General features: G+C 60.6%; 23 protein-coding genes. 2 read left to right on the forward strand and 21 right to left on the reverse strand.

Annotated elements, in window-relative coordinates; translation table 11 throughout:
• Positions 1-86: 86 nt before the first annotated feature.
• Positions 87-2,582: a DUF3656 domain-containing U32 family peptidase gene (locus ACQQ92_RS05885; RefSeq protein ID WP_427796018.1), complete on the forward strand. Its 2,496-nt coding sequence runs from the start codon at positions 87-89 to the stop codon at positions 2,580-2,582.
• Positions 2,583-2,597: 15 nt separating this feature from the next.
• A complete protein-coding gene (locus ACQQ92_RS05890) occupies positions 2,598-3,257 on the forward strand; it encodes an RluA family pseudouridine synthase (protein WP_427796019.1) in 660 nt (219 codons plus the stop codon).
• 445 nt (positions 3,258-3,702) lie between these two features.
• On the opposite strand, the gene ACQQ92_RS05895 is transcribed toward ACQQ92_RS05890, so the two are convergent.
• From ACQQ92_RS05895 to ACQQ92_RS05995, 21 genes are all read right to left on the reverse strand, one after another.
• Positions 3,703-4,449 (reverse strand): DeoR/GlpR family DNA-binding transcription regulator, encoded by a 747-nt coding sequence (locus ACQQ92_RS05895; protein ID WP_427796020.1) that lies wholly within the window; start codon positions 4,447-4,449, stop codon positions 3,703-3,705.
• A 3-nt stretch (positions 4,450-4,452) separates the two neighbouring features.
• The gene (locus tag ACQQ92_RS05900) at positions 4,453-5,532 is read right to left on the reverse strand and encodes a Gfo/Idh/MocA family protein (RefSeq protein ID WP_427796021.1); all 1,080 of its coding nucleotides are present in this window, start codon (positions 5,530-5,532) and stop codon (positions 4,453-4,455) included.
• Positions 5,533-6,102: 570 nt separating this feature from the next.
• Positions 6,103-6,408, reverse strand: a complete 306-nt coding sequence (gene rplX, locus ACQQ92_RS05905) for a 50S ribosomal protein L24 (protein WP_006235043.1) — start codon at positions 6,406-6,408, stop codon at positions 6,103-6,105.
• 13 nt (positions 6,409-6,421) lie between these two features.
• Positions 6,422-6,790: a 50S ribosomal protein L14 gene (gene rplN, locus ACQQ92_RS05910; RefSeq protein WP_117734331.1), complete on the reverse strand. Its 369-nt coding sequence runs from the start codon at positions 6,788-6,790 to the stop codon at positions 6,422-6,424.
• A 118-nt stretch (positions 6,791-6,908) separates the two neighbouring features.
• Entirely contained in the window at positions 6,909-7,169 is a 261-nt protein-coding gene (rpsQ, locus tag ACQQ92_RS05915; RefSeq protein WP_006235040.1) for a 30S ribosomal protein S17, read from the reverse strand.
• Positions 7,170-7,185: 16 nt separating this feature from the next.
• Positions 7,186-7,401, reverse strand: a complete 216-nt coding sequence (gene rpmC / locus ACQQ92_RS05920) for a 50S ribosomal protein L29 (RefSeq protein ID WP_006235039.1) — start codon at positions 7,399-7,401, stop codon at positions 7,186-7,188.
• Positions 7,401-7,838 (reverse strand): 50S ribosomal protein L16, encoded by a 438-nt coding sequence (gene rplP, locus ACQQ92_RS05925; RefSeq protein WP_427727118.1) that lies wholly within the window; start codon positions 7,836-7,838, stop codon positions 7,401-7,403. Before rplP ends, rpmC begins: the two co-directional genes overlap by 1 nt.
• Positions 7,838-8,548 carry a 30S ribosomal protein S3 gene (rpsC, locus tag ACQQ92_RS05930; protein ID WP_154514689.1) on the reverse strand — a complete coding sequence of 237 codons (711 nt, stop codon included), beginning with the start codon at positions 8,546-8,548 and terminating at the stop codon, positions 7,838-7,840. The genes rplP and rpsC overlap by 1 nt, the downstream gene beginning before the upstream one ends.
• A gap of 6 nt (positions 8,549-8,554) precedes the next feature.
• Entirely contained in the window at positions 8,555-8,926 is a 372-nt protein-coding gene (gene rplV, locus ACQQ92_RS05935; protein WP_006235036.1) for a 50S ribosomal protein L22, read from the reverse strand.
• A gap of 14 nt (positions 8,927-8,940) precedes the next feature.
• Positions 8,941-9,201 carry a 30S ribosomal protein S19 gene (gene rpsS / locus ACQQ92_RS05940; protein WP_006235035.1) on the reverse strand — a complete coding sequence of 87 codons (261 nt, stop codon included), beginning with the start codon at positions 9,199-9,201 and terminating at the stop codon, positions 8,941-8,943.
• Between the two features lie 32 nt (positions 9,202-9,233).
• The gene (gene rplB, locus ACQQ92_RS05945) at positions 9,234-10,064 is read right to left on the reverse strand and encodes a 50S ribosomal protein L2 (protein ID WP_117583062.1); all 831 of its coding nucleotides are present in this window, start codon (positions 10,062-10,064) and stop codon (positions 9,234-9,236) included.
• 179 nt (positions 10,065-10,243) lie between these two features.
• On the reverse strand, positions 10,244-10,531 hold the full coding sequence (rplW, locus tag ACQQ92_RS05950) for a 50S ribosomal protein L23 (protein WP_006235033.1): 288 nt from the start codon (positions 10,529-10,531) through the stop codon (positions 10,244-10,246).
• Positions 10,532-11,158, reverse strand: a complete 627-nt coding sequence (rplD, locus tag ACQQ92_RS05955; protein ID WP_006235032.1) for a 50S ribosomal protein L4 — start codon at positions 11,156-11,158, stop codon at positions 10,532-10,534.
• A 46-nt stretch (positions 11,159-11,204) separates the two neighbouring features.
• Positions 11,205-11,825 (reverse strand): 50S ribosomal protein L3, encoded by a 621-nt coding sequence (gene rplC, locus ACQQ92_RS05960; RefSeq protein ID WP_035137484.1) that lies wholly within the window; start codon positions 11,823-11,825, stop codon positions 11,205-11,207.
• A 448-nt stretch (positions 11,826-12,273) separates the two neighbouring features.
• Positions 12,274-12,894 carry a histidine phosphatase family protein gene (locus ACQQ92_RS05965; protein WP_427796022.1) on the reverse strand — a complete coding sequence of 207 codons (621 nt, stop codon included), beginning with the start codon at positions 12,892-12,894 and terminating at the stop codon, positions 12,274-12,276.
• 39 nt (positions 12,895-12,933) lie between these two features.
• Positions 12,934-14,088 (reverse strand): cation diffusion facilitator family transporter, encoded by a 1,155-nt coding sequence (locus ACQQ92_RS05970; protein ID WP_427796023.1) that lies wholly within the window; start codon positions 14,086-14,088, stop codon positions 12,934-12,936.
• 140 nt (positions 14,089-14,228) lie between these two features.
• Entirely contained in the window at positions 14,229-14,537 is a 309-nt protein-coding gene (gene rpsJ / locus ACQQ92_RS05975; RefSeq protein ID WP_427717612.1) for a 30S ribosomal protein S10, read from the reverse strand.
• 60 nt (positions 14,538-14,597) lie between these two features.
• Positions 14,598-16,697: an elongation factor G gene (fusA, locus tag ACQQ92_RS05980; RefSeq protein ID WP_154514697.1), complete on the reverse strand. Its 2,100-nt coding sequence runs from the start codon at positions 16,695-16,697 to the stop codon at positions 14,598-14,600.
• 19 nt (positions 16,698-16,716) lie between these two features.
• Complete coding sequence (gene rpsG / locus ACQQ92_RS05985; RefSeq protein ID WP_006235013.1) at positions 16,717-17,190, reverse strand: 30S ribosomal protein S7; 474 nt, start codon at positions 17,188-17,190, stop codon at positions 16,717-16,719.
• 73 nt (positions 17,191-17,263) lie between these two features.
• On the reverse strand, positions 17,264-17,641 hold the full coding sequence (gene rpsL, locus ACQQ92_RS05990) for a 30S ribosomal protein S12 (protein WP_154514699.1): 378 nt from the start codon (positions 17,639-17,641) through the stop codon (positions 17,264-17,266).
• A gap of 438 nt (positions 17,642-18,079) precedes the next feature.
• A complete protein-coding gene (locus ACQQ92_RS05995; RefSeq protein WP_370450532.1) occupies positions 18,080-22,555 on the reverse strand; it encodes a DNA-directed RNA polymerase subunit beta' in 4,476 nt (1,491 codons plus the stop codon).
• Position 22,556: the final 1 nt, after the last annotated feature.

Below are 22,556 nucleotides of genomic sequence, written 5' to 3' on the forward strand. Positions count from 1 at the left end.
ACTTTGTCCTGCTTAGGCTGCGGGCATCGCCCTTCGCGCCGCCGCCACTATACTTTTGAATATCTGAGCATTTTGAAAGGCAGGATATGACCGCAACCGCCAGCCGAACCACCAACCGCAGGCCCGAGCTTCTGGCCCCCGCCGGAGGCCCGGAGCCCTTTGCCGCCGCGCTCGCCGCCGGGGCAGACGCCATCTACTGTGGCATGGGCAGCTTCAACGCCCGCCGCAAGGCCACCAACTTTACCGATGAGGCTTTTGAGCAGGCCTGCCGCGCTGCGCACCTGGCCGGCTCGCGCGTCTACGTCACGGTCAACATCGTCATCAAGCAGTCCGAGATGAACGATGCACTGCAGCTCATCCACCGCTGCTCCACGCTGGGCGCCGACGCTTTTATCATCCAGGACTGGGGCCTGTTCTTTGAGGTCAAGCGCACCATGCCCGGCATCGAGACCCATATCTCGACCCAGGCGAACATCCACGATGACCGCGGAACCATCTGGTGCCGCGAGCAGGGCGCCGACCGCGTGACCCTCTCGCGCGAGCTTTCCATCGACGAGATCGCCGCCATCCACGACGCCGCGCCCGACGTTGACCTGGAGGTCTTTAGCCACGGCGCCATCTGCTTTTGCTACTCGGGCCTGTGCCTGCTGTCGAGCTTTGCCATGGCGGGCCGCTCGGCCAACCGCGGCATGTGCGCTCAGCCCTGCCGTCTGCCCTACGAGCTGATCGACGAGAACGGCCGCACGCTCTCCCCTACCGGTCGCGAGCGCGCGCTATGCCCGCGCGACACCAACACTTCACAGCTTGTTCGCCGCCTGTATGACGCCGGCGCCGCATCGCTCAAGCTCGAGGGCCGTATGAAGGCGCCCGATTACGTGTACTCCATCGTCGATGTGTATCGTCATCAGATCGATGACATGCTGGCCGGGGCCGTCGTAGATAAGGACGAGGACGCCGCTCGCCAGCGCCAACTCAAGCGCTGCTTTAACCGCGACTTTACGCACGCCTATCAGGACGGCACCTCGGGCGACGAGATGATGAGCTACGAGCGCTCCAACAACCGCGGTCAGATCGTGGGCACGGTGCTGGGCAGCCGTCTGGCCAACCGCGACGTGCGCGGGCTCAAACCCGACGACCGTCGTCGCCGCGCCGCCATCGCCCGCATTGAGCTGTTTGAGCCCGTGGGCAAGGGCGACCTGTTGGAGCTTCGTCACGACGATGAGTTCGACCAGTTCCTGACTACCATCGCCGCCTATGATGCCGCCGCCGGCGACATCATCGAGTGCCGCGTGCCCCGTAGTATGCCCGAGGGCTGCCGCGTGCGTGTGATTCGCAGCCAGCGCGCCATTGACGCTGCCGGCGCCGCGCTCAAGCGCGACGTGCTGCGCCGCCGCGCCGTAGACGTGTCCGTCGCGGCGCGTCTGGGCGAGCCGTTTACCGTCACGCTCACCTGCTGCGACGACCCCACGCTCACCGCCACCGCCACCGGCTTTACCGTCGAGGCCGCCAAGACCCGCGCGGTTGAGGCGTCCGATCTGGTGGAGCACGTCGGGCGTATGGGCTCCTCTCCCTTTGAGGCCGCGAGCTTTGATGTGGCGCTCGATGAGGGCTGTGGCATGGGTTTCTCCGCTGTGCACAAGGTGCGCGCCGCCGCTTGCAAGGCGCTCGAGGAGGCCATTCTGGCGCCTTACGAGGAGCGCGCCCACACGCTCGAGCTGCCGGCGATTGTCACCAGTGATTCCCGCCCCGCGCCCGAGCACTACCGCGATGAGCCACAGATCTGCGCCACCGTCACCTCGCTCGAGGCCGCCGAGGCAGCGCGCGCGGAGGGAGCCGCGCGCATCTACATGACCACCGACGCGCTCGATGCGGCCGAGCTCTCCCCCGCCGATGCGTTTGAGCAGGGTATTGTTCCCGTGCTCGATGAGGTCTGCCACGCCGTCGACCACGCGCGCGTCGACCCGTGGGTCGTTGCCGGTGCCACGGTCGCTATTGGTAACATCTCTGAGCTTGCCCTGGCCGCCCAGGTTGGTGCCACGGCCGAGATTCGCTCTTGCCTGCCCGTGCACAACACGCCTTGCATGGAGGCACTCGCCGAGCGCGGAGCCGGGGCGTTTTGGCTCTCGCCCGAGATCACGCTCGACGAGATTATCTCGCTTGGTACCTCCGCGCCCGCGGCCCTGGGCATCACCGTTTTCGGCCGCCCGCGCGTTATGACGAGCGAGCACTGTATCCTGCAGGTGGCCAATGGCTGCATCCACGATTGCGCCCACTGCCGCCTGCGCGCCCGCAAGCTGTCGCTCAAGAATATCGACGGCAAGGTCATGCCGGTGCGTACCGACATCCACGGCCGCTCGCGCCTGTACGACGCCTACCCCATCGACCTCACACCGCAGGTTCCACAGCTGCTCGACGCCGGCGTGCGCCGTCTCATGGTCGACGGAACCCTGCTCGAAGCCGATGAGATTGGCCGCGCCGTCGCACGCGTCCGTCGCGCCGTCGAGGCCGCGCAGGCCGGCCGTAAGCCCGCCGCCCGCCTGCGCGGCGCCACTTCGGGCTGCATGTTTGTGGGAATTAGCTAACCGAAAGGCTTACACGTGAACGAAGAACCCCAAGTCCTCTACTGCGACGCCTGGCTCATGGCCATCGATAAGCCCGCCGGCATGATCGTCCACGGCGACGGCACCGGCGAGCGCACGCTTACCGACTATGCCAGCGACCTTTTGCTGGCGATGGGCGACGGCTTTGCCGCGACCGACATGCAGCCGCTCAACCGCTTGGACCGCGACACTACCGGCGTGGTGTTGTTCTCGCTCGACAAGCAGACGCAGCCCGCCTTTGACCAGATGGTCATCGACCACGCCTTCGAAAAGCACTATCTGGCGCTCGCCGAGGGCAAGATCGACTGGAAAGAAAAGCTCATCGACAAGCCCATCGCCCGCGATCGCCACGATAGCCGCAAGATGCGCGTCGGCGCCAGCGGCAAGCCGTCGCAGACGCGCGTGAAGGTGCTCAAGCGCCTTAAGAGCCGTCGAGGCCTGCCCACCCGTTCGTATATCGATGTTGAGCTGCTCACGGGCCGCAAACACCAGATCCGCGTGCACCTGGCAAGCGAGCATCATCCCCTGGTTGGCGACGACCTGTACGGAACGCCGCGCCCCTGTGGCCTCATGCTCCACGCCCACAGCGTATCCTTTACCCATCCCGTAACCGGCGAGCACATCTACATCGAAGCCCCCTGCCCCTGGGAGCCCTAAAACCTGCCAAAAAGGGACAGGTTTATTTTGGCAGGTTTTATCTGGGCAAACGTCAAGCAGCCACGATGGCTCAGCCGCGGCCCCAAAAACATCTCGATCTGTAACAGTTAGAACCCATTTTCCGGTCTATCTGTTACAGATCGAGACATTCAAATCCCCCTCAAGGGAAAATCTCGATCTGTAACAATAACTCGGCAAAATCGGTCCCAGATGTTACAGATTGAGACAAAGGGATGGTGCGGTTCGGAAGTATCTCAATCTGTAACATCTAACTCACTTTTAACGGTCCAGTTGTTACAGGCTTAGACAAACCGGCGGACAACGAAAGCGGCAACGCCTGTGATGGACGTTGCCGCTTTTCTATTGAGAAAACTACTCGGTTTTCGTTACTAACCACCACAATGGGGACAGGCACCTTTGTGATGGTTTTGGCTTTGTCCCGTCGCTAGACCGTGATGACGTTGTCCATTGCCCGGTACTTGGCGGGCACCTCGCCTGCGGTAATTATCGTTGCGTCGCGAAAGTCCGCGAACTTGACGGGCGCCACCATGCCAAATTTACTGGCGTCCGAGATTACAAAGCGCTTGGCCGTATGGCGCATCGAGATGCGCTTTACTTGCGCCTCCTCGATATCGGGCGCCGTGAAGCCCTGCTCGGCGGCAATGCCGTTAGAACCCCAAAAGCCACAGTTGAAGTTGTAGCGGTCTAAGGTTGCCAAGGCATCGGGGCCAACGAGTGCTTCGGTCTCGGGCTTGAGCTCGCCGCCCAGCACCACGGTACGCATGCCGCGCAAAGCGAGGTGCTGAGCATGGAGCACGGAATCGGTCACATAGGTGACATCTTCAAGGTGTGGAAGATGCTCGATGAGCTTGAGCGTCGTCGAGCCCGAGTCGATGTATACAAAGCTCTCGGGCTCCACCAGCGCCGCGGCGCGGGCGCAGATACGCTCCTTATCGTCGTTATGGAGGTCGCTGCGCTCATTGAGCGTTAGGTCGCGCGTCACGTGTGCGCGCTCAAGACTCGTCGCTCCGCCGTGGACCTTGGCGATACGGTGTGCTCGATCGAGCGTCTGCAGGTCGCGCCGAATGGTAGACGCCGTTACGCCCAAGGTATCGACAAGCTCTTGCACAGTAACCGAGCCAGTCTGCTGGACCATTGACACGATCGCGTTGAGCCTATCCTCCGCAAGCATCGCTTACTCCTCCTCGGGGTACACGACTCCCCAGTCGGCGCGGAGCTTGGTCATAAGCTCCATAACATCAGAAGCATAATCCAGAAGCTCGCGCTTCGAATCATCGCCGGCAACGGCCTTCTCCAGGTCGGCCATCTCGTAGCACAGGGCGTAAGCCTCGGTGCCGGTGTGGACCTCCTCACGGCGCCCGTCCGCAGTCCACACGATGGTCGCGTGATCGGCGCGAGGATACTCGTTGACCTCGATATAGCACTTGTCAAAGCTGATGACCGAGCGCTTGGGTTGCTTGGAGTGGAGCGTAAGGCTCACCACGCCCAGCTGCTGCTCGGCATTACGGCAGACGATGCCGCCCGCAACGTCAACGCCGGTCTCACAGGTGTTGCCGAGCGAAACGACCTCAACAGGCTGGCTTGCCATAAAGAGACGCATGACGGACAGGGCATAGACGCCAATATCGAGCATGGCACCGCCGGCGAGACTACGGTTGTAGAACCGGTTGGTCAGGTCGCCGTATTCCTTGTAGCTGCCAAAGTTGAGCTGAGCGAGGTTCATGCGGCCAAACTCGCCGGCATCCATGCGGCGGCGCAGCTCCCGATACAAGGGCATGTGGAGCACCGTGGTGGCGTCCATAAGGACCACGTTATGCTCGTCGGCAATGGCACGTGCTTCGTCGAGCTCGGCGGAGTTAAGGGTGATGGCCTTCTCGCAGAGCACGTGCTTGCCAGCTGCCAGAGCGGCGCGCAGGTAGGTGATATGCGTGTTATGCGGCGTGGTGATATAAACGGCGTCGATGTCAGGATCGACGTAGAGGTCCTCAACCGTCTCGTACACCTTCTCGACGCCATACTGCTCGGCAAAAGCCTGGGCCTTGGACAGCGTGCGGTTGGCGACGCCCGCAAGCTTGCGGCCGGCAAGGGCGAGAGACTGGGCCATCTGATTGGCGATAACGCCGCACCCGATCACAGCCCAACGAAGCTCGGGAGCCGTAAAGATGTCGTTAGGGAACGGCTGATCTTGGACCGAGGCAAACGCCGCCTTAGCGGCTGCTTCGGCGTCGAGCGGAGCCTGTTTGGAATCTGTCATCATGTACCTCCTGAGTTATCGGAAGTTCTTCATTTCCAACAGCCTTATATTCGCACAAATTTGCGCGCATTTGCTTGTATTTGCGTGTTTATTTGTTTATCGGTTATTATTAAACCATAATTAGCAGATATTTGCGCGGCTATGCGCATTATCGCGCAAGACTCTGTGCGTAAATACGCATGCATCGATCGTTATGATGCAGAAAAAGGCGGAACACCAAAACCCCTAAAGGCAAAGCAGGCTGTCTTACTCTGCCCCCTAGGGGCATCAGACATCAAAAGACCATCCCTAACTGCCGGCACATAGGGACTGTCCCAGGCTGCCGAAACCTGGGGGCGTTCCCCGTACGACGCTTTCGTGGCAAGACTGTCTCCATCAACTAGCCGTTAAAGAACGTCCCCAACGACTAGTCATTTATGTCTGTCCCCAATGAGTATGGCCACTCATTTAAGTCTGTCCCCAATGAGTATAGCCACTCATTTATGTCTGTCCCCAATGAGTAGGGATAGAAAAAGGCCCGGGTGCCGTGGCATCCGGGCCTTTGCTAGCAACTTAGATGTTGCGGGCAGCTTAGAACTTGTGGCCGCACTTCTTGCAGACGCGCAGCTTGTTCTTGCCGTCCTTCTCGTGACCGACGCGGGTAACCTTACCGCACTCGGGGCAAACGAGATTGACGTTGGAGGCATCGATAGGAGCCTCCTGCGAAACGATGCCGCCCTGCTGGTTGGCAGCGTTGGGCTTGACGGCCTTCTTGACGACCGAAACGCCCTCGACAACGACCTTGTTCTCGGCAGGGAGAGCACGCAGGACAACGCCCTGCTTGCCGCGATCCTTACCAGAGAGAACCTGGACCTTATCGCCCTTCTTGATATACATATATCTCCCCTAACTACAGGGTCTCGGGAGCGAGCGAGACGATCTTCATGTACTTCTTGTCACGAAGCTCGCGAGCGACGGGCCCGAAGATACGGGTGCCGACGGGCGAACCATCGTTGTTGATGACAACGCAGGCGTTATCATCAAAGCGAATGTAGGAGCCATCCTTGCGGCGGATCTCCTTAACGGTGCGAACGACGACGCAACGGACAACGTCCTTCTTCTTGACGTTGGCGCCAGGAGTAGCCTCCTGGACAGCACCGATGAACACATCGCCGATGCCTGCATAACGACGCTTGGAACCGCCAAGCACCTTGATGCAGCGAATCTTGCGAGCGCCGGAGTTGTCGGCGACGTTCAGCATGGTTTGCATCTGAATCATGGTAGATGTTCCTCCGAACTAAGAACCGAAGAGAGGTGCGCAGCCTTTATGCGGCCCGTGGTATGCAAGCCAGGCATACGCACATCTTCGGAAACGTACAAGTCGTAAGAGCGACTGCTTATTTAGCGCGCTCGACGACCTCGATGAGGCGCCAACGCTTCATCTTGGACATAGGACGGGTCTCCATAACGCGGACGGTATCGCCCACGCCAGCCGTGCACTCCTCGTCGTGAGCGTGCAGCTTCTTGGAGCTGGTCATCATCTTGCCGTACTTGGGGTGACGCTTGCGCTCGGTGATGGTGACAACGATGGTCTTGGCACCGGAGACGGAGGTAACGACACCCGTACGGACCTTACGCGAGTTACGCGAATCAGTCATGTTCTCTCCTTAGGTCCTACTCGGCGACAGCGGACTTCTCCGCTGCGATCTCGCGGGCGCGCTGCTCCGTGAGGACGCGAGCGATGTCCTTCTTCACGGTGTTGACGCGAGCGGTGTTGTCCAGCTGGCTGGTGGCCATCTGGAAACGAAGGTTAAAGAGCTCGGCGCGCATTTCCTTCAGCTTCTCAACGAGCTGAGCGTCCGAGAGCTCACGAATCTCTGCGGGCTTCATTAGTTCTCCTCCTCGGCCGTCTCTGTAGCGGCAGGCTTAGCGACGATCTTGGTCTTGATGGGGAGCTTGTGCTGCGCCAGACGCAGAGCCTCGCGAGCGACCTCCTCGGGCACGCCCTTGACCTCGAACATGATGCGGCCGGGCTTGACGACGGCCACCCACTCCTCGGGGTTACCCTTACCAGAACCCATGCGAGTCTCGGCAGGCTTCTTAGTGATGGGCTTATCGGGGAAGATCGTGATGTAGACACGACCACCACGCTTCATGTAGCGGGTCATGGCAACACGAGCGGCCTCGATCTGACGGTTGGTGATCCAATGGGCCTCGAGAGCCTGGATACCAAACTCGCCGAAATGCAGCTCGGTATTACCCTTGGCCTGGCCCTTCATGGAGCCACGCTGCACCTTGCGGTGAAGAATACGCTTAGGGGCAAGCACTACTGACCCCTCCTCTCGGAGTTACGACGACGAGGACGGGAAGAGCCCTCGAGTGCAGGGTTGGGAACAGGCTGGCCCGGGAGCTTCTCGCCCAGGTAGATCCAGACCTTCACGCCGCAGGCACCCATGGTGGTGCTGGCGACAGCCGTGCCGTAGTCGATCTTGGCACGGAGGGTGTGCAGAGGCACGCGACCCTCACGGTACCACTCACGACGGCCCATCTCGGCACCGCCGAGACGACCGGAGCACTGGATACGGATGCCCTTAGCGCCGGCCTTGCGGGCGGACTGGACAGCCTTGCGCATAGCGCGACGGAAGGCAACGCGGCCCTCGAGCTGCTCAGCGATAGACTGAGCAACGAGGTTGGCGTCGAGCTCGGGGCGCTTGATCTCGACAACGTCGACGGAGAGCTGGCCCTTGGAGACGCCAGCGACCTTCTCGAGCTCGGTGCGAAGGGTATCGATCTCGGCACCCTTCTTACCGATGACAACGCCGGGGCGAGCGGTGAAGATAATGACCTTCACCTTGTCGCCAGCGCGCTCGATCTCGACGCGGGAGACAGCTGCGCGGGAGAGACGCTTCTCGAGGTACTTGCGGATCTCGAGATCGTTACCGAGGGTCTTAGCGTAATCCTTCTCTGCGAACCAGCGGGAGCGCCAGTTCTCGGTGATGCCAAGACGGAAGCCGGTGGGGTAGACTTTCTGACCCATACAGCTTTACGCCTCCTTTCGAGGAGCAACGACGACGGTGATGTGGGAAGTACGCTTCAGAATGCGAGAAGCGGAACCCTTGGCGCGGGGACGGATGCGCTTAAGCGTCGGACCCTCGTCAACATAGGCAGCAGCGACAACCAGGTTGTCGGCACGCAGACCGTTGTTGTTCTCGGCGTTCGCAACGGCGGAACGGAGAACCTTCTCGACATCCACGGCGACGGCGCGGTCGCAGAAGTGGAGGATGTCGAAGGCCTGAGCGACAGGCTTGCGGCGGATCAGATCGACCACCAGGCGGGCCTTGCTGGGGGAAACACGCACGTACTTAGCGACGGCGCGAACCTCGGTGGCCTCAGTTTCAATAGACTTAGTTGCCATTTACGGTTAACCCCCTATTTGGCCTTGTGGCCACGGAACGTACGAGTCGGCGCAAACTCGCCGAGCTTGTGACCAACCATGGACTCGGTAACATACACGGGCACATGCTTGCGGCCGTCGTGGACGGCGATGGTGTGACCAACCATCTCGGGGAAGATGGTGGACGCGCGGGACCAAGTCTTCACGACGTCCTTCTTGCCAGCCTCGTTCATCGCGGTGATACGCGAGAGAAGGCGAGTCTCCACGAACGGGCCCTTTTTGAGACTTCTGCTCATAAGTGCTTTCTCCTAAAACTCGGTATCCGAAATTACTTCTTACGGCGACGAATGATGTGCTGGTTCGAGACCTTCTTCTTCTTGCGCGTACGAAGGCCCTTCGTCGGCTTACCCCAGGGGGTAACAGAGGGACGACCAGAGGTGTGGTTCTTGCCCTCGCCACCGCCGTGCGGGTGGTCGACAGGGTTCATAACGGTACCGCGGACGGTCGGGCGCACGTTCATGTGACGCTTACGGCCGGCCTTGCCGATGACGATGTTGGCGTGATCAGCGTTGCCGACCTCACCGACGGTGGCGCGGCAGGTAACGAGGATGCGGCGCATCTCAGAGGAAGGCATACGGACGATGGCGTACTTGCCCTCCTTACCCATCAGCTGGCAGGAGTTACCGGCGGAACGGGCGATAGCGGCGCCCTTGCCCGGCTGGAACTCGACGGCGTGGATGAGCGTACCGACGGGGATGTCGGCGAGGGGCAGAGCGTTGCCCGGCTTGATGTCGGCGTCAGAACCGGACATGACGGTCTGACCGACCTCGAGGCCCTTGGGGGCCAGGATGTAGCGCTTCTCACCGTCAGCATAGTGCAGCAGAGCGATGCGAGCGGAACGGTTCGGATCGTACTCGATCGTGGCAACCTTGGCGGGCACGCCGTCCTTGTTGCGCTTGAAGTCGATCACGCGGTAACGACGCTTCACGCCGCCGCCCTGGTGGCGGGTGGTGATGCGGCCGTTGTTGTTACGACCGGCCTTCTTGGGCAGGGGCTCGAGAAGAGACTTCTCGGGCTTGGTGCAGGTGATCTCGGAGAAGTCGGAGATCGTCTGCCAACGCCTGCCAGCGGAGGTCGGCTTAAGGTGCTTTACAGCCATTACAATCCCTTTCAATAGGTATCCGTTAGCCATCGCAGACAGGGATTCGAGGTTCTGCCTCGGGTGCGATGACACCGGACGTATACACGGTTCCGGGCGTGTCCATTTTATACGCCCAAAACCTTGAGCTCTCGCCTCCCCTATTTGGGAGGCATGAGCTCACTCAACAGCAGCGAGTCTTAGGCCTGGTTGCCAAAGACCTCGATGGTGTCGCCCTCGGCCAGCGTAACGATGGCCTTCTTCCAAGAACGGGTCTTGCCGGCGACATAGCGCACGCGCTTGGTCTTGGGCTTGACCGTCAGGGTGTTCACGCGAACGACCTTGACGCCGAAGATCTCCTCGACAGCGTCCTTGATCTGATACTTGTTAGCATCCTTGGCGACCTCGAACGTGTACTTGTTCTGCTCCATGCCGGAGAAGGAACGCTCGGACACGATCGGACGGATGATGATCTCGTGGGCGGTCATTTATGCAAGCACCTCCCCGAAGTGAGCGGCGATGTCGGCGGGCATCAGCACAGCGTTGTTGTTGACGAGATCATAGGTGTTGGCCTCGTCGGCAGTGATGATGAACGTCTTGGGAATGTTGCGGAACGACAGGTAGGCGTTGACGTCCTCATCGCGAACGATGATGGTCAGACGCTTGCCCTCAAGGCCAAGAGCCTTGAGCATGGCAACGGCAGCCTTGGTGGAAGGCTTCTCGAAGCCGTAGTCGTCGACGAGCACGAGCTCGCCATCGGCCAGCTTGGCGGACAGCGCAGAGCGCATAGCCAGCTTGACCTCCTTGTTGTTCATACGCTTAGCGTAGGAACGGGGCTTGGGGGCGAAGACAACGCCACCGTGACGCCACTGGGCAGCACGGATGGAACCCTGGCGGGCACGACCGGTGCCCTTCTGACGCCAAGGCTTCTTGCCGCCACCGGAAACCTCAGAGCGGCCCTTAGCGGACTGGGTGCCCTGACGCCAAGAGGCCATCTGGCACTTGACGATGTGGTGCATAACGTGGATGTTCGGCTCGATGCCGTACACCTCAGCGGCGAGCTCGGCCTCGGCGACCTTCTTGCCCTCGCTGTTCTTTACTTCAAACTTTGCCATTTAAGTGTTCTCCTTGGTATGACGCTGGGCTAAATGGGCTGGGCCCTTAGGCCATACGGATGGCGACGAGACCATTCTTGGCACCCGGGACAGCGCCCTTGACCAAGATGAGGTTCTGCTCGGCATCGATGCGGACAACGGAAAGGTTCTTGACGGTAACGCGCTCGTTACCCATGTGGCCGGCCATCTTGACGCCCTTGAGGACGCGCGCAGGATAGGCGCACTGACCGATAGAACCGGGGTGACGCTGGAAGTGAGAACCATGCGTCATAGGACCGCGGCGCTGACCCCAGCGCTTGATGCGACCCTGGAAGCCCTTACCCTTGGAGGTACCGATGACGTCGACCTTCTCGACATCAGCGAAATCAGCGACGGTGACGACCTCGCCGACCTTGTGCTCCTCGCCGTTCTCGACGCGGACCTCACGAAGGAAGCGGACAGGCTCGACGCCAGCCTTGGCGAAGTGACCAGCCATGGGCTTGTTCACGTTCTTGGCCTTGATGTCGCCGAAACCGATCTGGACGGCGTCATAGCCGTCGGTTGCCTGAGTTTTAACCTGCGAGACAGCGCAGGGGCCAGCCTGGATGACCGTGACGGGAACGACGTTGTCGTCCTCGTCCCAAACCTGGGTCATGCCAATCTTGCGGCCGAGAATCATGCTGATCAAGATATGATCCCAACTCTCGCGTGGTCTTGGGACAATGCGTACACCACCGAGCGTACGCCCCTAGAGGACCACTACTTACACGACGTGCTCCCCAGCCTTGTATTGCGTCCGAACTACCTGACAACCCTATTAAGCAGGCATTTTGTCCAGCCAGAATACTCCCCTGGTTACACACAGCTGTTTAGTATACACGGCTGCGGGCGTATCCATCGAGATTCATATTTCACTCACATTGTTTACGCAGGTAAAGTGCGTGGAGTCGCCTGGGCTTGGCAGAGGGGCGGCGAAATATATTAAGTTTGCTGCTCTACAGTCCTGCGCAAGACGGAAAGCACATTAAGTGCTTTCCTTTGCGTGCGGAACTCGCGACAAACTTAATATATTTCGCCGCCCCTCTGCAAGCTCGGGAGACGACACGTTGATGTCTGCTTAACCCTGCTCGCTCAGGCTAATGACATTGTTGGGGACCCACAATTTGCTGCAAGGTGAACTTGCATTGGGGCGTATCGTCCTCTTCTCGCGCATCGTCGAAATCGAAGATCATAATGGCGCAGTTGGGGAGTTTTGCTGGGAGCTCGAAGCCCTCTGGAGCTGCAGCCTTGATGAATTGGCGGCTGGCGCTGCCGTGGCTTACTGCTAGAAGGGTTTCGATGCCCTCGGCGCCCATGAGATTGGTGAGGGTGTCTACCATGCGTTCTTGCAGCGCGCGGCTTCCTTCTCCTCCGAAGGGGACCAAATCCTCGCCCGGATCCCAAACGTCGGTAGGCAATGCGTCGTGCGGGCCTTCCTCGAAGGTCCCATAGCCGCGCTCGATGATGCCTTCGCAGGGCTCGACAGTAGCATCCGGACCGAGGATCTCGCATGCGACGAGACTTGCCGTGTCCATGGCTCGGCCTAAAGGCGATGAGACCACTTTGTCGGGAACGACGCCGTGGGCTTTGAGCCATTCGGCTGCCGCTTGGGCCTGTTGACGGCCCAAATCGGTAAGCGGTGAATCACAGCGACCCTGGACGAGCTTTTTTACGTTGAATTCCGTCTGGCCGTGGCGGAGCAGATACAGCCTCTTCATATTCTCCCCTTCTGTATAACGTGCTTTGCCGGCGCAGACCTACTCGTGGGTATGCCCTACGTAGTCATCGTCGATCGTAATCTTGGCAATCGACTTGGGATATTCCGATTCGACCCTCTGGGCCAACGCGTGCTTGAGCTCATCGGCCCCCATGCCCAAATCCGAGGGACGCACACAGTCAAAGATCACGTTGGTGTGCGTAGGACCCGGCACACAGCGCAGGTCATGAATCGAAAGGCGGCTATCGATCTGTTGGGCCATGGCGTGAATGCGCAAGCGCATGCTCGCCACCTTGGGGTCATCGGTCACGATGGGATCGTAGTGAAGCGTGACAATCATGTCGTCTTCGTCCCTAAATGCCTGTTCAATGTTATCGAGCGTGTCATGACTTTCCAGCGGGCTGGCCTCGGCCGCCATCTCGGCGTGAGCGCTTGCGAACTTCCTGCCCGGACCGTAGTCGTGAACCATTAGGTCATGAACGCCCAAAACGCCAGGGTAGCTCAAGATCTTGCCGCGAATATGTTCGACCAGCTTGGGATCGGGCGCCTGACCCAAAAGCGGGCTCACCGTATCCTGGATGAGCTCAAAACCGCTCCAGCCAATATAGGCGCCAACGGCAAGGCCGACCCAAGCATCAAGATTGATATGCGTCACCTGCGAAACAATTGCGCACGCTAACACGGCGCCTGTGGCAAGGACATCGTTCTTGGAATCTTGCGCGGTCGCATGCAGCGTCTCAGACTCAATACGGTCACCGAGCTTTTGGTTGAGGGCCGCCATCCACAGTTTAACAACCATCGAAAGCGCCAAGACTGCCACCAGGGCAAGCGAGAACTCGACGGGTTCGGGGTGGACGATGCGCTCAAACGAGGTCTTCACCAGTTCGAGGCCGATGAGCAGCACGAGCGCCGCCACGACCAGACCCGAGAGATACTCGTAGCGGCCATGGCCGTAAGGGTGCTCGGGGTCTGCCGGCTTGCCCGCCAGCTTAAAGCCAAGCACGCTCACGATGTTTGAGCTGGCATCGGACAGGTTGTTCATGGCGTCCGCCACAATCGAAACCGATCCCGACAGCACGCCAATTGCACCCTTCGCAGCGCATAGCGCCACATTGGCGAGAATACACACCACGCCCGCCAACGTGCCCACGCGCGCACGGTCGCCCTGCGCACGACGAACGATCCACTCGACCATCTATATCTGCCCCCAACAGTTTTACTCATACACCCGTTTGTCGAATAGCTCAGTAGTGTAGACCCTTTACCCCATCGATACAAAAAAGGCCGCAACCCTTAGGGCTGCGGCCTTACAAATCGCACTATCGAGCAAAAAGCTTAGAGCTTGATGTCGATGTCGACGCCAGCGGGGAGATCGAGACGCATGAGCGAATCAACGGTGCCCGAGGTGGGGTCGAGGATGTCGATGAGGCGCTTGTGGGTGCGCATCTCGAACTGCTCACGGGAGTCCTTGTCCTTGTGCGGCGAGCGGATAACCGTGTACAGGTTGCGCTCGGTGGGCAGGGGGACAGGACCGGAAACGCGAGCGCCGGTCTTCTGAGCGGTCTCGACAATGAGCTTCGCGGACTGATCGACGACCTCGTGATCATAGCCCTTGAGGCGAATGCGGATCTTCTGGGTAGCCAACTTAAACCTCCAAAGAGTGCGAGAGATGTTCTCGCGGATTACGTAACAGGGAGCTCGAACTTAGGCGTTCTTGCTCATGACCTCGTCCACGATGGACTTGGGCGCAGGCTCATAAGAGTCGAACTGCATCGTGTAGGATGCACGGCCCTGGGTCTGGGAGCGAAGGTCGGTAGCGTAACCGAACATCTCGCCCAGCGGCACCTTGGCACGGATGAGCTTGGTGTTCTTGCGATCCTCCATGCCCTCGATCTTGCCGCGGCGACCGGAGAGGTTGCCCATAACGTCGCCCATGTACTGCTCGGGGGTCTCGACCTCGACAGCCATGATCGGCTCGAGCAGCTGCGGATCGGACTTCTTGAGGGCGTCCTTGATAGCCATGGAACCGGCGATCTTGAAGGCGGCCTCGGAGGAGTCGACCTCGTGGTAAGAACCGTCGAACAGGGTGACCTTAACGTCGAGGACCGGGAAGCCGGCGATAACACCGGTGTTCAGGGCCTCCTGGATGCCCTTGTCGATGGACGGGATGTACTCCTTGGGCACGACGCCGCCGACGATAGCGTTGACGAACTCGTAGCCGAAGCCCTCCTCCATCTTCTCGAGCTTGATGACGGCGTGGCCGTACTGACCGCGACCGCCGGACTGACGGACGAACTTGCCCTCAGCCCTCTCGACGTCGTGACCAGCGGTCTCGCGGTAGGCAACCTGGGGCTTACCGACGTTAGCGTCAACCTTGAACTCACGGAGCAGACGGTCAACGATGATCTCGAGGTGCAGCTCGCCCATGCCGGCGATGATGGTCTGGCCGGTCTCGTGGTTGGTGGACACCGTGAAGGTCGGGTCCTCCTCGGCGAGCTTGGTCAGAGCCAGGGACATCTTGTCCTGCTCGGCCTTGGTCTTGGGCTCGATGGCAACGTCGATAACGGGCTTGGCGAACTCGATCTTCTCGAGGACGATCTCCTTGCCCTCGGCGCACAGGGTGTCACCGGTGGTGGAGTTCTTGAAGCCGACGCAGGCGACGATGTCACCGGCGCAAGCGTCGTCACGGTCGATACGCTCGGCGGCGTTCATCTCGAGGATGCGGCCGAGGCGCTCGCGCTGACCGTTGGAGGCGTTGACCACGTAGGAGCCGGACTCGGCGCGACCGGAGTAAACGCGGACGTAGGTGAGCTTACCGACGAACGGGTCGGTCATGATCTTGAAGACCAGGCCGGAGAAGGGCTCGTCGAAGGAGGGATGACGCACGATCTCCTCGCCGGTTTCCGGATCGGTACCGGTGACGGCCTCAACGTCGAGCGGGCTGGGCAGGTAGTCGACGACAGCGTCGAGCAGCTCCTGAACGCCCTTGTTCTTGTAGGCGGAGCCCACAAAGACGAGGTTGAGCTCGTTGGCCAGAACGCCCTTGCGAAGAGCAGCCTTGAGCTCCTCGACGGTGAAGTCCTCCTCCATGAGGATCTTCTCCATGAGCTCGTCGTCAAAGCTGGCAGCGGCGTCGAGGAGCTCCTCGCGCTTGGTGGCAGCGATGTCGGCGAACTCAGCCGGGATCTCGTCCATCGGCTCGGGGTAGGTCATGCCCTTCTCGTCGGCCTTGAAGTCCCATGCAGTCATGGTGACCAGGTCGATGACGCCCCAGAAGTTGTCCTCGGCGCCCATCGGGACCTGAGCGGCCACGGCGTTGGCGTCGAGACGATCCTTCATGGTCTCGATAGCGTTGAAGAAGTCAGCGCCCACGCGGTCATACTTGTTGATGAAGGCGATGCGGGGAACGTTGAAGGTAGAAGCCTGACGCCAAACGGTCTCAGACTGGGGCTGGACGCCGGCAACGGCGTCGAAGACGGCGACAGCGCCATCGAGGACGCGCAGGCAGCGCTCGACCTCGGCGGTGAAGTCAACGTGGCCCGGGGTGTCGATGATCTGGATGCGGTAGTCCTTACCGTCCTTGTTCCAGAAGCACGTGGTAGCAGCGGAGGTAATGGTTACGCCGCGCTCCTGCTCCTGAACCATCCAGTCCATGGTGGCAGCGCCCTCATGGACCTCACCGATCTTGTGGGTCTTACCGGTGTAGTAAAGAATACGCTCGGTCGTGGTGGTCTTACCGGCATCGATGTGGGCCATGATGCCGATGTTACGGGTATCGGAAAGCTTGTGCTTAGCCTTAGCCATGTTAGTTCCTTACCTTAACTTACCAACGATAGTGAGAGAACGCGCGGTTGGCCTCGGCCATCTTGAAGACGTCCTCACGCTTCTTGACGGAAGCGCCCAGGCCGTTGGAAGCGTCCAGAATCTCGTTTGCGAGACGCTCAGCCATGGTCTTCTCCTTGCGAGCGCGGGAGAAGTTGACGATCCAGCGGATGCCCAGAGCGGTGGAACGACGGGAGTTGACCTCCATCGGGACCTGATAGGTAGCGCCACCGACACGCTTGGGCTTAACCTCGAGCGTGGGCTTGACGTTGTCCATAGCCTTCTTGAAGGTAGCGAGAGCGTCGCCACCCTCGGACTTCTCGGCAACGATCTCGAAAGCGGTGTAAACGATGCGCTCAGCGGTGGCCTTCTTGCCGTCAAGAAGGACCTTGTTGATGAGCTGAGTCACCAGGCGGTTGTTGTAAACGGCGTCAGGCTGAACCTCACGACGATTAGCTGCTGCACGACGCGGCATGTGAAATCTCCTTAAGTGTCTACCGTGCGGCGCTTAGGCGGCACACGGCGAAAGTATCAAAACGTTATCTGGCTTATTTGGCCTTGGGGCGCTTAGCACCGTACTTGGAACGGGCCTGCATACGGTTCTGGACCGGAGCAGCATCGTAGGCGCCACGGATGACGTGATAACGGACACCAGGGAGGTCACGAACACGACCGCCGCGGACGAGCACGATGGAGTGCTCCTGCAGGTTGTGGCCCTCACCCGGAATGTAAGCAGTAACTTCGATGCCGTTGACGAGGCGAACACGGGCAACCTTACGAAGAGCCGAGTTCGGCTTCTTGGGGCTCGTGGTGAAGACGCGGGTGCACACGCCGCGCTTCTGGGAGTTGTGCTGCAGAGCAGCGTTCTTGGACTTCTTGGGCGCGGAACGACGGCCCTGGCGAACCAGCTGGTTAATAGTAGGCAAAGCGTACTCCTTCTCGAATGATTCCAGCTTTCTGTAAAGTGCAACGGCTTGAATCGAGGGGTCAGCATCCCCCTACGAAACACGCAGTTCGATAGGATACGTGCCGTTAGCTGTGTCGTCAACAGACCACGCCGCCGGGCGTATCCTAAAATAGCCACATTTCCGCAAAGCCTACACAAAAGGAATCCCCTCCTGTGCGCGAGGGCGGATTCCCGGTCCGGGCGGCCCAGGGGTTAAGTTTGCTGCTCTACACTCCTGCGCAAGACGGAAAGCACATTAAGTGCTTTCCTTTGCGTGCGGAACTCGCGACAAACTTAACCCCTATGCCGCCCGTCCCGGGAATCCGACGTACTCGTCGGGGCAACGTTCCTCAACAAAAAAGACCCGCTCCCCTGTTGGGGAGCGGGTCTTTGGAAGGGCGGTTAACGTACTAGGAAATTACTCCCCGTCGTTGTCCTTGGCCTCTTCGGCATCGTCGGTGTCCACGAGCTGGTTGAGCAGCTCGTCGAGGGAAGCCATGTCCTCGTTGATGGCACCGTTGGCGGAAGCCTTCTTGTCGTCGATCGGGGCGCCCAGGAGCTCCTCGTCGGCATCGGCGTGATGCGTCGGAGCGGAGGTACCCAGCAGGATATCGTCCGGACCGTCGGGGCTAAAGACCATCTGCAGCAGCTGCGAGAGGTCTTCCTCGTCGGCAACGTCGTCGTTGTTCTCGAGGATGTAGAGCAGGTCGTGGGCCTCGAGGCCGTCACGGAGCTCCTCGATCGCCTTGGCACCGATGCCATCGATGCGCAGCAGATCCTCCTCGGACTTGCCAACCAGGTCGCCGACCGTCTCGATGCCGACCTCGCTGAACTTGTTGGTCCAGCGCTGCGACACGCCCAGGTCGTCGAACAGGTACAGGCGAGCCTTCTCGGCGGAGATGGTGTGGCCGTTGCGGGTGAACGAACCGTCGGCACCGCCAAACTCGTCGTAGCCGGCCCAGTCGAGCTGCTGTGGGAGCCGCTCGTCCAGGTCCTTGAGCTCCACGGGAGCCCACTCGGGCAGCGACTTGGCGTTGGGCGAAGCCGGACCATCGATGTCCACGTAGCCGTCGGCCGTGCGATACGTCAGCTTGGCGTTAGCGTACGGCTTGAGGCCGGTACCAGCCGGAATCTTCTTACCGACGATGACGTTGGACTTAAGGTCGAGCAGGTGGTCGACCTTGCCCTCAATAGCAGCCTCGGTAAGGACGCCGGCGGTACGGATGAACGAAGCGCTCGACAGCCAGGAGTCGATGTTGGACGCAACCTTGAGCGTACCCAAGATGACGGGCTCAGCCACGGGAGCCTGACCGCCCAGACGGGCAACGCGCTCGACCTCGTCGGCGAACTCGTAGCGGTCGACGTACTGACCAAGCAGGTACTTGGAGTCGCCGGGGTTGGTGATCTGAACGCGACGCAGCATCTGACGTGCGAGCACCTCGATGTGCTTGTCGTTCAGGTCGACGCCCTGGCTGGTGTAGACGTCCTTGACGCTCTCGACGAAGGTGTGCATCGTCGACTCGATGTCGGTCAGCTTGCGCAGGTTGCGGAAGTTGACGAAGCCCTTGGTGATCTGGTCGCCGGCGCGAACCTCGCAGCCGTCCTCGATCTCGGGCATAAAGCGCACCGAAGCGGGAACGCGACGCTCGTCGAGGACACGGGTGTGATCCTCGGAGTCGGTGAGCGTCAGCACGTACTCGGACTTCTCGGGCTTAATCGAGAGGTGGCCGGAGTACGGAGCCAGCTCGGCCTCGCGACCCAGGATCTTCTCGTTGACGTTGCCGACGATATCGAACATACGGCTGACCGTAGGCAGACCCTGCGTAATATCGTCGACGCCAGCGACGCCGCCGGAGTGAATGGTACGCATCGTAAGCTGCGTACCGGGCTCGCCGATGGACTGGGCGGCAATAATGCCGACTGCGGTACCGATGGCGACCGGACGACGGGTGGAAAGATCCCAGCCGTAGCACTTCTGGCACACGCCGTACTTGGAGCGGCAGGTGAGCAGCGCGCGAAGCTTGACCTTCTTAAGGCCCGCATCGACCATCTTCTGGATGTCGGCGACCTTCTCGATATAGCCGTCCTGCTCAAAGAGCACGGTGCCATCGGGAGCCACGACGTCCTCAATGAAGCAACGGCCGACAAGATCGGTGTTGAGGTCGGTGGTGCCGGGGATGATGAGGTTGTAGGTGACGCCCTCGTGCGTACCGCAGTCCTCCTCGCGGACGATGACGTCCTGGGCCACGTCGACCAGACGACGGGTCAGGTAGCCAGAGTCCGAGGTGTGGGATGCGGTATCGACCAGGCCCTTACGGGCGCCGTAGGTCGAAATGAAGTACTCGAGCGGCAGCAGGCCCTCGCGGAAGTTCGCCTTAATGGGAAGGTCGATCGTCTCGCCGGACATATCTGCCATCAGGCCACGCATGCCGCCGAGCTGACGCAGCTGGGTCTTAGAACCACGGGCGCCGGAGTCGGCCATCATGTACAGCGGGTTCTCCTCGTCGAACATGTCGAGCATGAGCGCTGCGACCTTATCGGTACAAGCGGTCCACTCGTTAACGACTTCGATGTGGCGCTCCGTCTCGTTGATGAAGCCCTCCTCGAAGTACTCGTTGATCTGGTCGACGTTGGCCTGGGCGCGGTCGAGCAGCTCCTGCTTCTCGGCAGGGATGAGAGCGTCCCACACCGAGATGGTGAGGCCGGCGCGGGTAGCGTAGTGGAAGCCGGAGTACTTGATAGAGTCGAGGATCGGGCCGACCTTGGCCTCGGGGTAACGATCGCAGCAGTCGGCAACCAGCTTGGCCACATCGCCCTTGACCATCTTGTAGTTCATGAACTCGTAGTCTTCGGGCAGGCACTGGCGGTTGAAGATGATGCGGCCGATAGAAGTCTCGAAGCGTGCGGTCTTGTTACCGGTGACATCGTAGTCGACGAACTCGTTCTTGCCGTTCTTGACGCGGAAGATACGGGTGCCGTCCTCGTTGATGACGTTGGCGTTCTCGGCGGACACACGGACCTGAATCTTGGCCTGCATGTCGACCTCGGAGCGGCAGTCATAGGCGTGCAGCGCGTCGTCGAAGCTCGAGAACACGTGGTTCTCGCCCGGCAGACCGTCGCGGACCTGGGTCAGGTAGTACACACCAATGATCATGTCCTGCGAGGGGATGTTGACCGGCTTGCCGGACGCCGGCGAGCGCAGGTTGTTCGCAGAGAGCATGAGCACGCGGGCCTCGGCCTGAGCCTGGCTGGACAGCGGCACGTGGACAGACATCTGGTCGCCGTCGAAGTCGGCGTTGAAGGGCGCGCAGACCAGCGGGTGCAGGTGGATAGCCTTGCCCTCGACCAGCACCGGCTCAAAGGCCTGGATGGACAGACGGTGCAGGGTCGGTGCACGGTTGAGCAGCACGACACGACCGTCGATGACCTCTTCGAGGATGTCCCACACAAAGGTGGCACCGCGGTCGATAGCGCGCTTGGCGCCCTTGATGTTCTCGACCTTGCCAAGCTCGACCAGGCGCTTCATGACGAAGGGCTTGAAGAGCTCCAGCGCCATGGTCTTGGGCAGACCGCACTGGTGCAGCAGCAGCTTGGGGTCGGTAACGATTACCGAACGGCCAGAGTAGTCGACACGCTTGCCCAGCAGGTTCTGGCGGAAACGACCCTGCTTGCCCTTGAGGGCCTCGGCGAGCGACTTGAGCGGGCGACCACCACGGCCAGAGACCGGGCGCCCACGGCGGCCGTTGTCGAACAGGGCGTCCACGGACTCCTGGAGCATGCGCTTCTCGTTGTTCACGATAATCGCAGGGGCGTCCAGGTCGAGCAGGCGCTTGAGTCGGTTGTTACGGTTGATCACGCGACGATACAGGTCGTTGAGGTCGGACGCGGCGAAGCGGCCGCCGTCGAGCTGGACCATCGGGCGCAGATCGGGCGGAATGACCGGGATGACATCCAGAATCATGTTCGCGGGGCTGTTGCCGCCCTTCAGGAAGGCGTCAACGACCTCGAGGCGCTTGACGGCCTTCTCGCGCTTCTGCTTCTGGGAGTCCTCGTCGGCGATGATGGCCTTGAGCTTCTCGGCCTCGGAGGGGAGGTCGATGGCAGCGAGCAGGTCGCGGACGGCCTCGGCACCCATGCCACCCTTGAAGTACATGGAGTAGTAACGGGTCATCTCGCGGAACAGCGGCTCATCGGAGATGAGGTCGCGCTCGGTGAGCTTCATGAAGGCGTTGAAGGCGTCCGTGCGGAGCTGCTTCTCGTCCTTGCACTCTTCCTCGATGTCGACGATGCCGGAGGCGATCTCCTCGGGGGTCAGCGGTTCCTCGTCGGAGAACTCGTCAAAGTTCTCGGGGTTGCCCTGCTCCTTGAGGGACTCGATCTGGCGGGCGCACTCGGCGTCGATCTCTTCCAGATCGGCGGCGAGCTCCTCGCGCAGGTCGTCAGCGTCGGCCTCGCGAGCCTCGTAGTCGACCTCGGTGATGATGTAGCTGGCAAAGTACAGAACCTTCTCGAGGTCCTTGGACTTGATGTCGAGCATACGGCTCATCGGGAAGCTCGTGGGGCTCTTGAAGTACCAGATGTGGGACACGGGAGCGGCGAGCTCGATATGGCCCATGCGGTCGCGACGCACCTTGGCCGAGGTGACCTCGACGCCGCAGCGCTCGCAGACGATGCCCTTAAAGCGGATGCCCTTGTACTTGCCGCAGGAGCACTCCCAGTCCTTGGCGGGACCGAAGATCTTCTCGCAGAACAGGCCGTCCTTCTCGGGCTTGAGGGTACGGTAATTGATGGTCTCCGGCTTCTTGACCTCACCGTGCGACCAGGAACGGATCTGGTCGGCGGAGGCAAGGGAGATCTTTACCGAGTCAAATTCAGTAGCTTCGAAATCTGCCACA

Origin of the sequence: Collinsella sp. SGI.241 (genome assembly GCF_050312955.1) — a bacterium.
Taxonomy (GTDB): Bacteria; Actinomycetota; Coriobacteriia; order Coriobacteriales; family Coriobacteriaceae; genus Collinsella.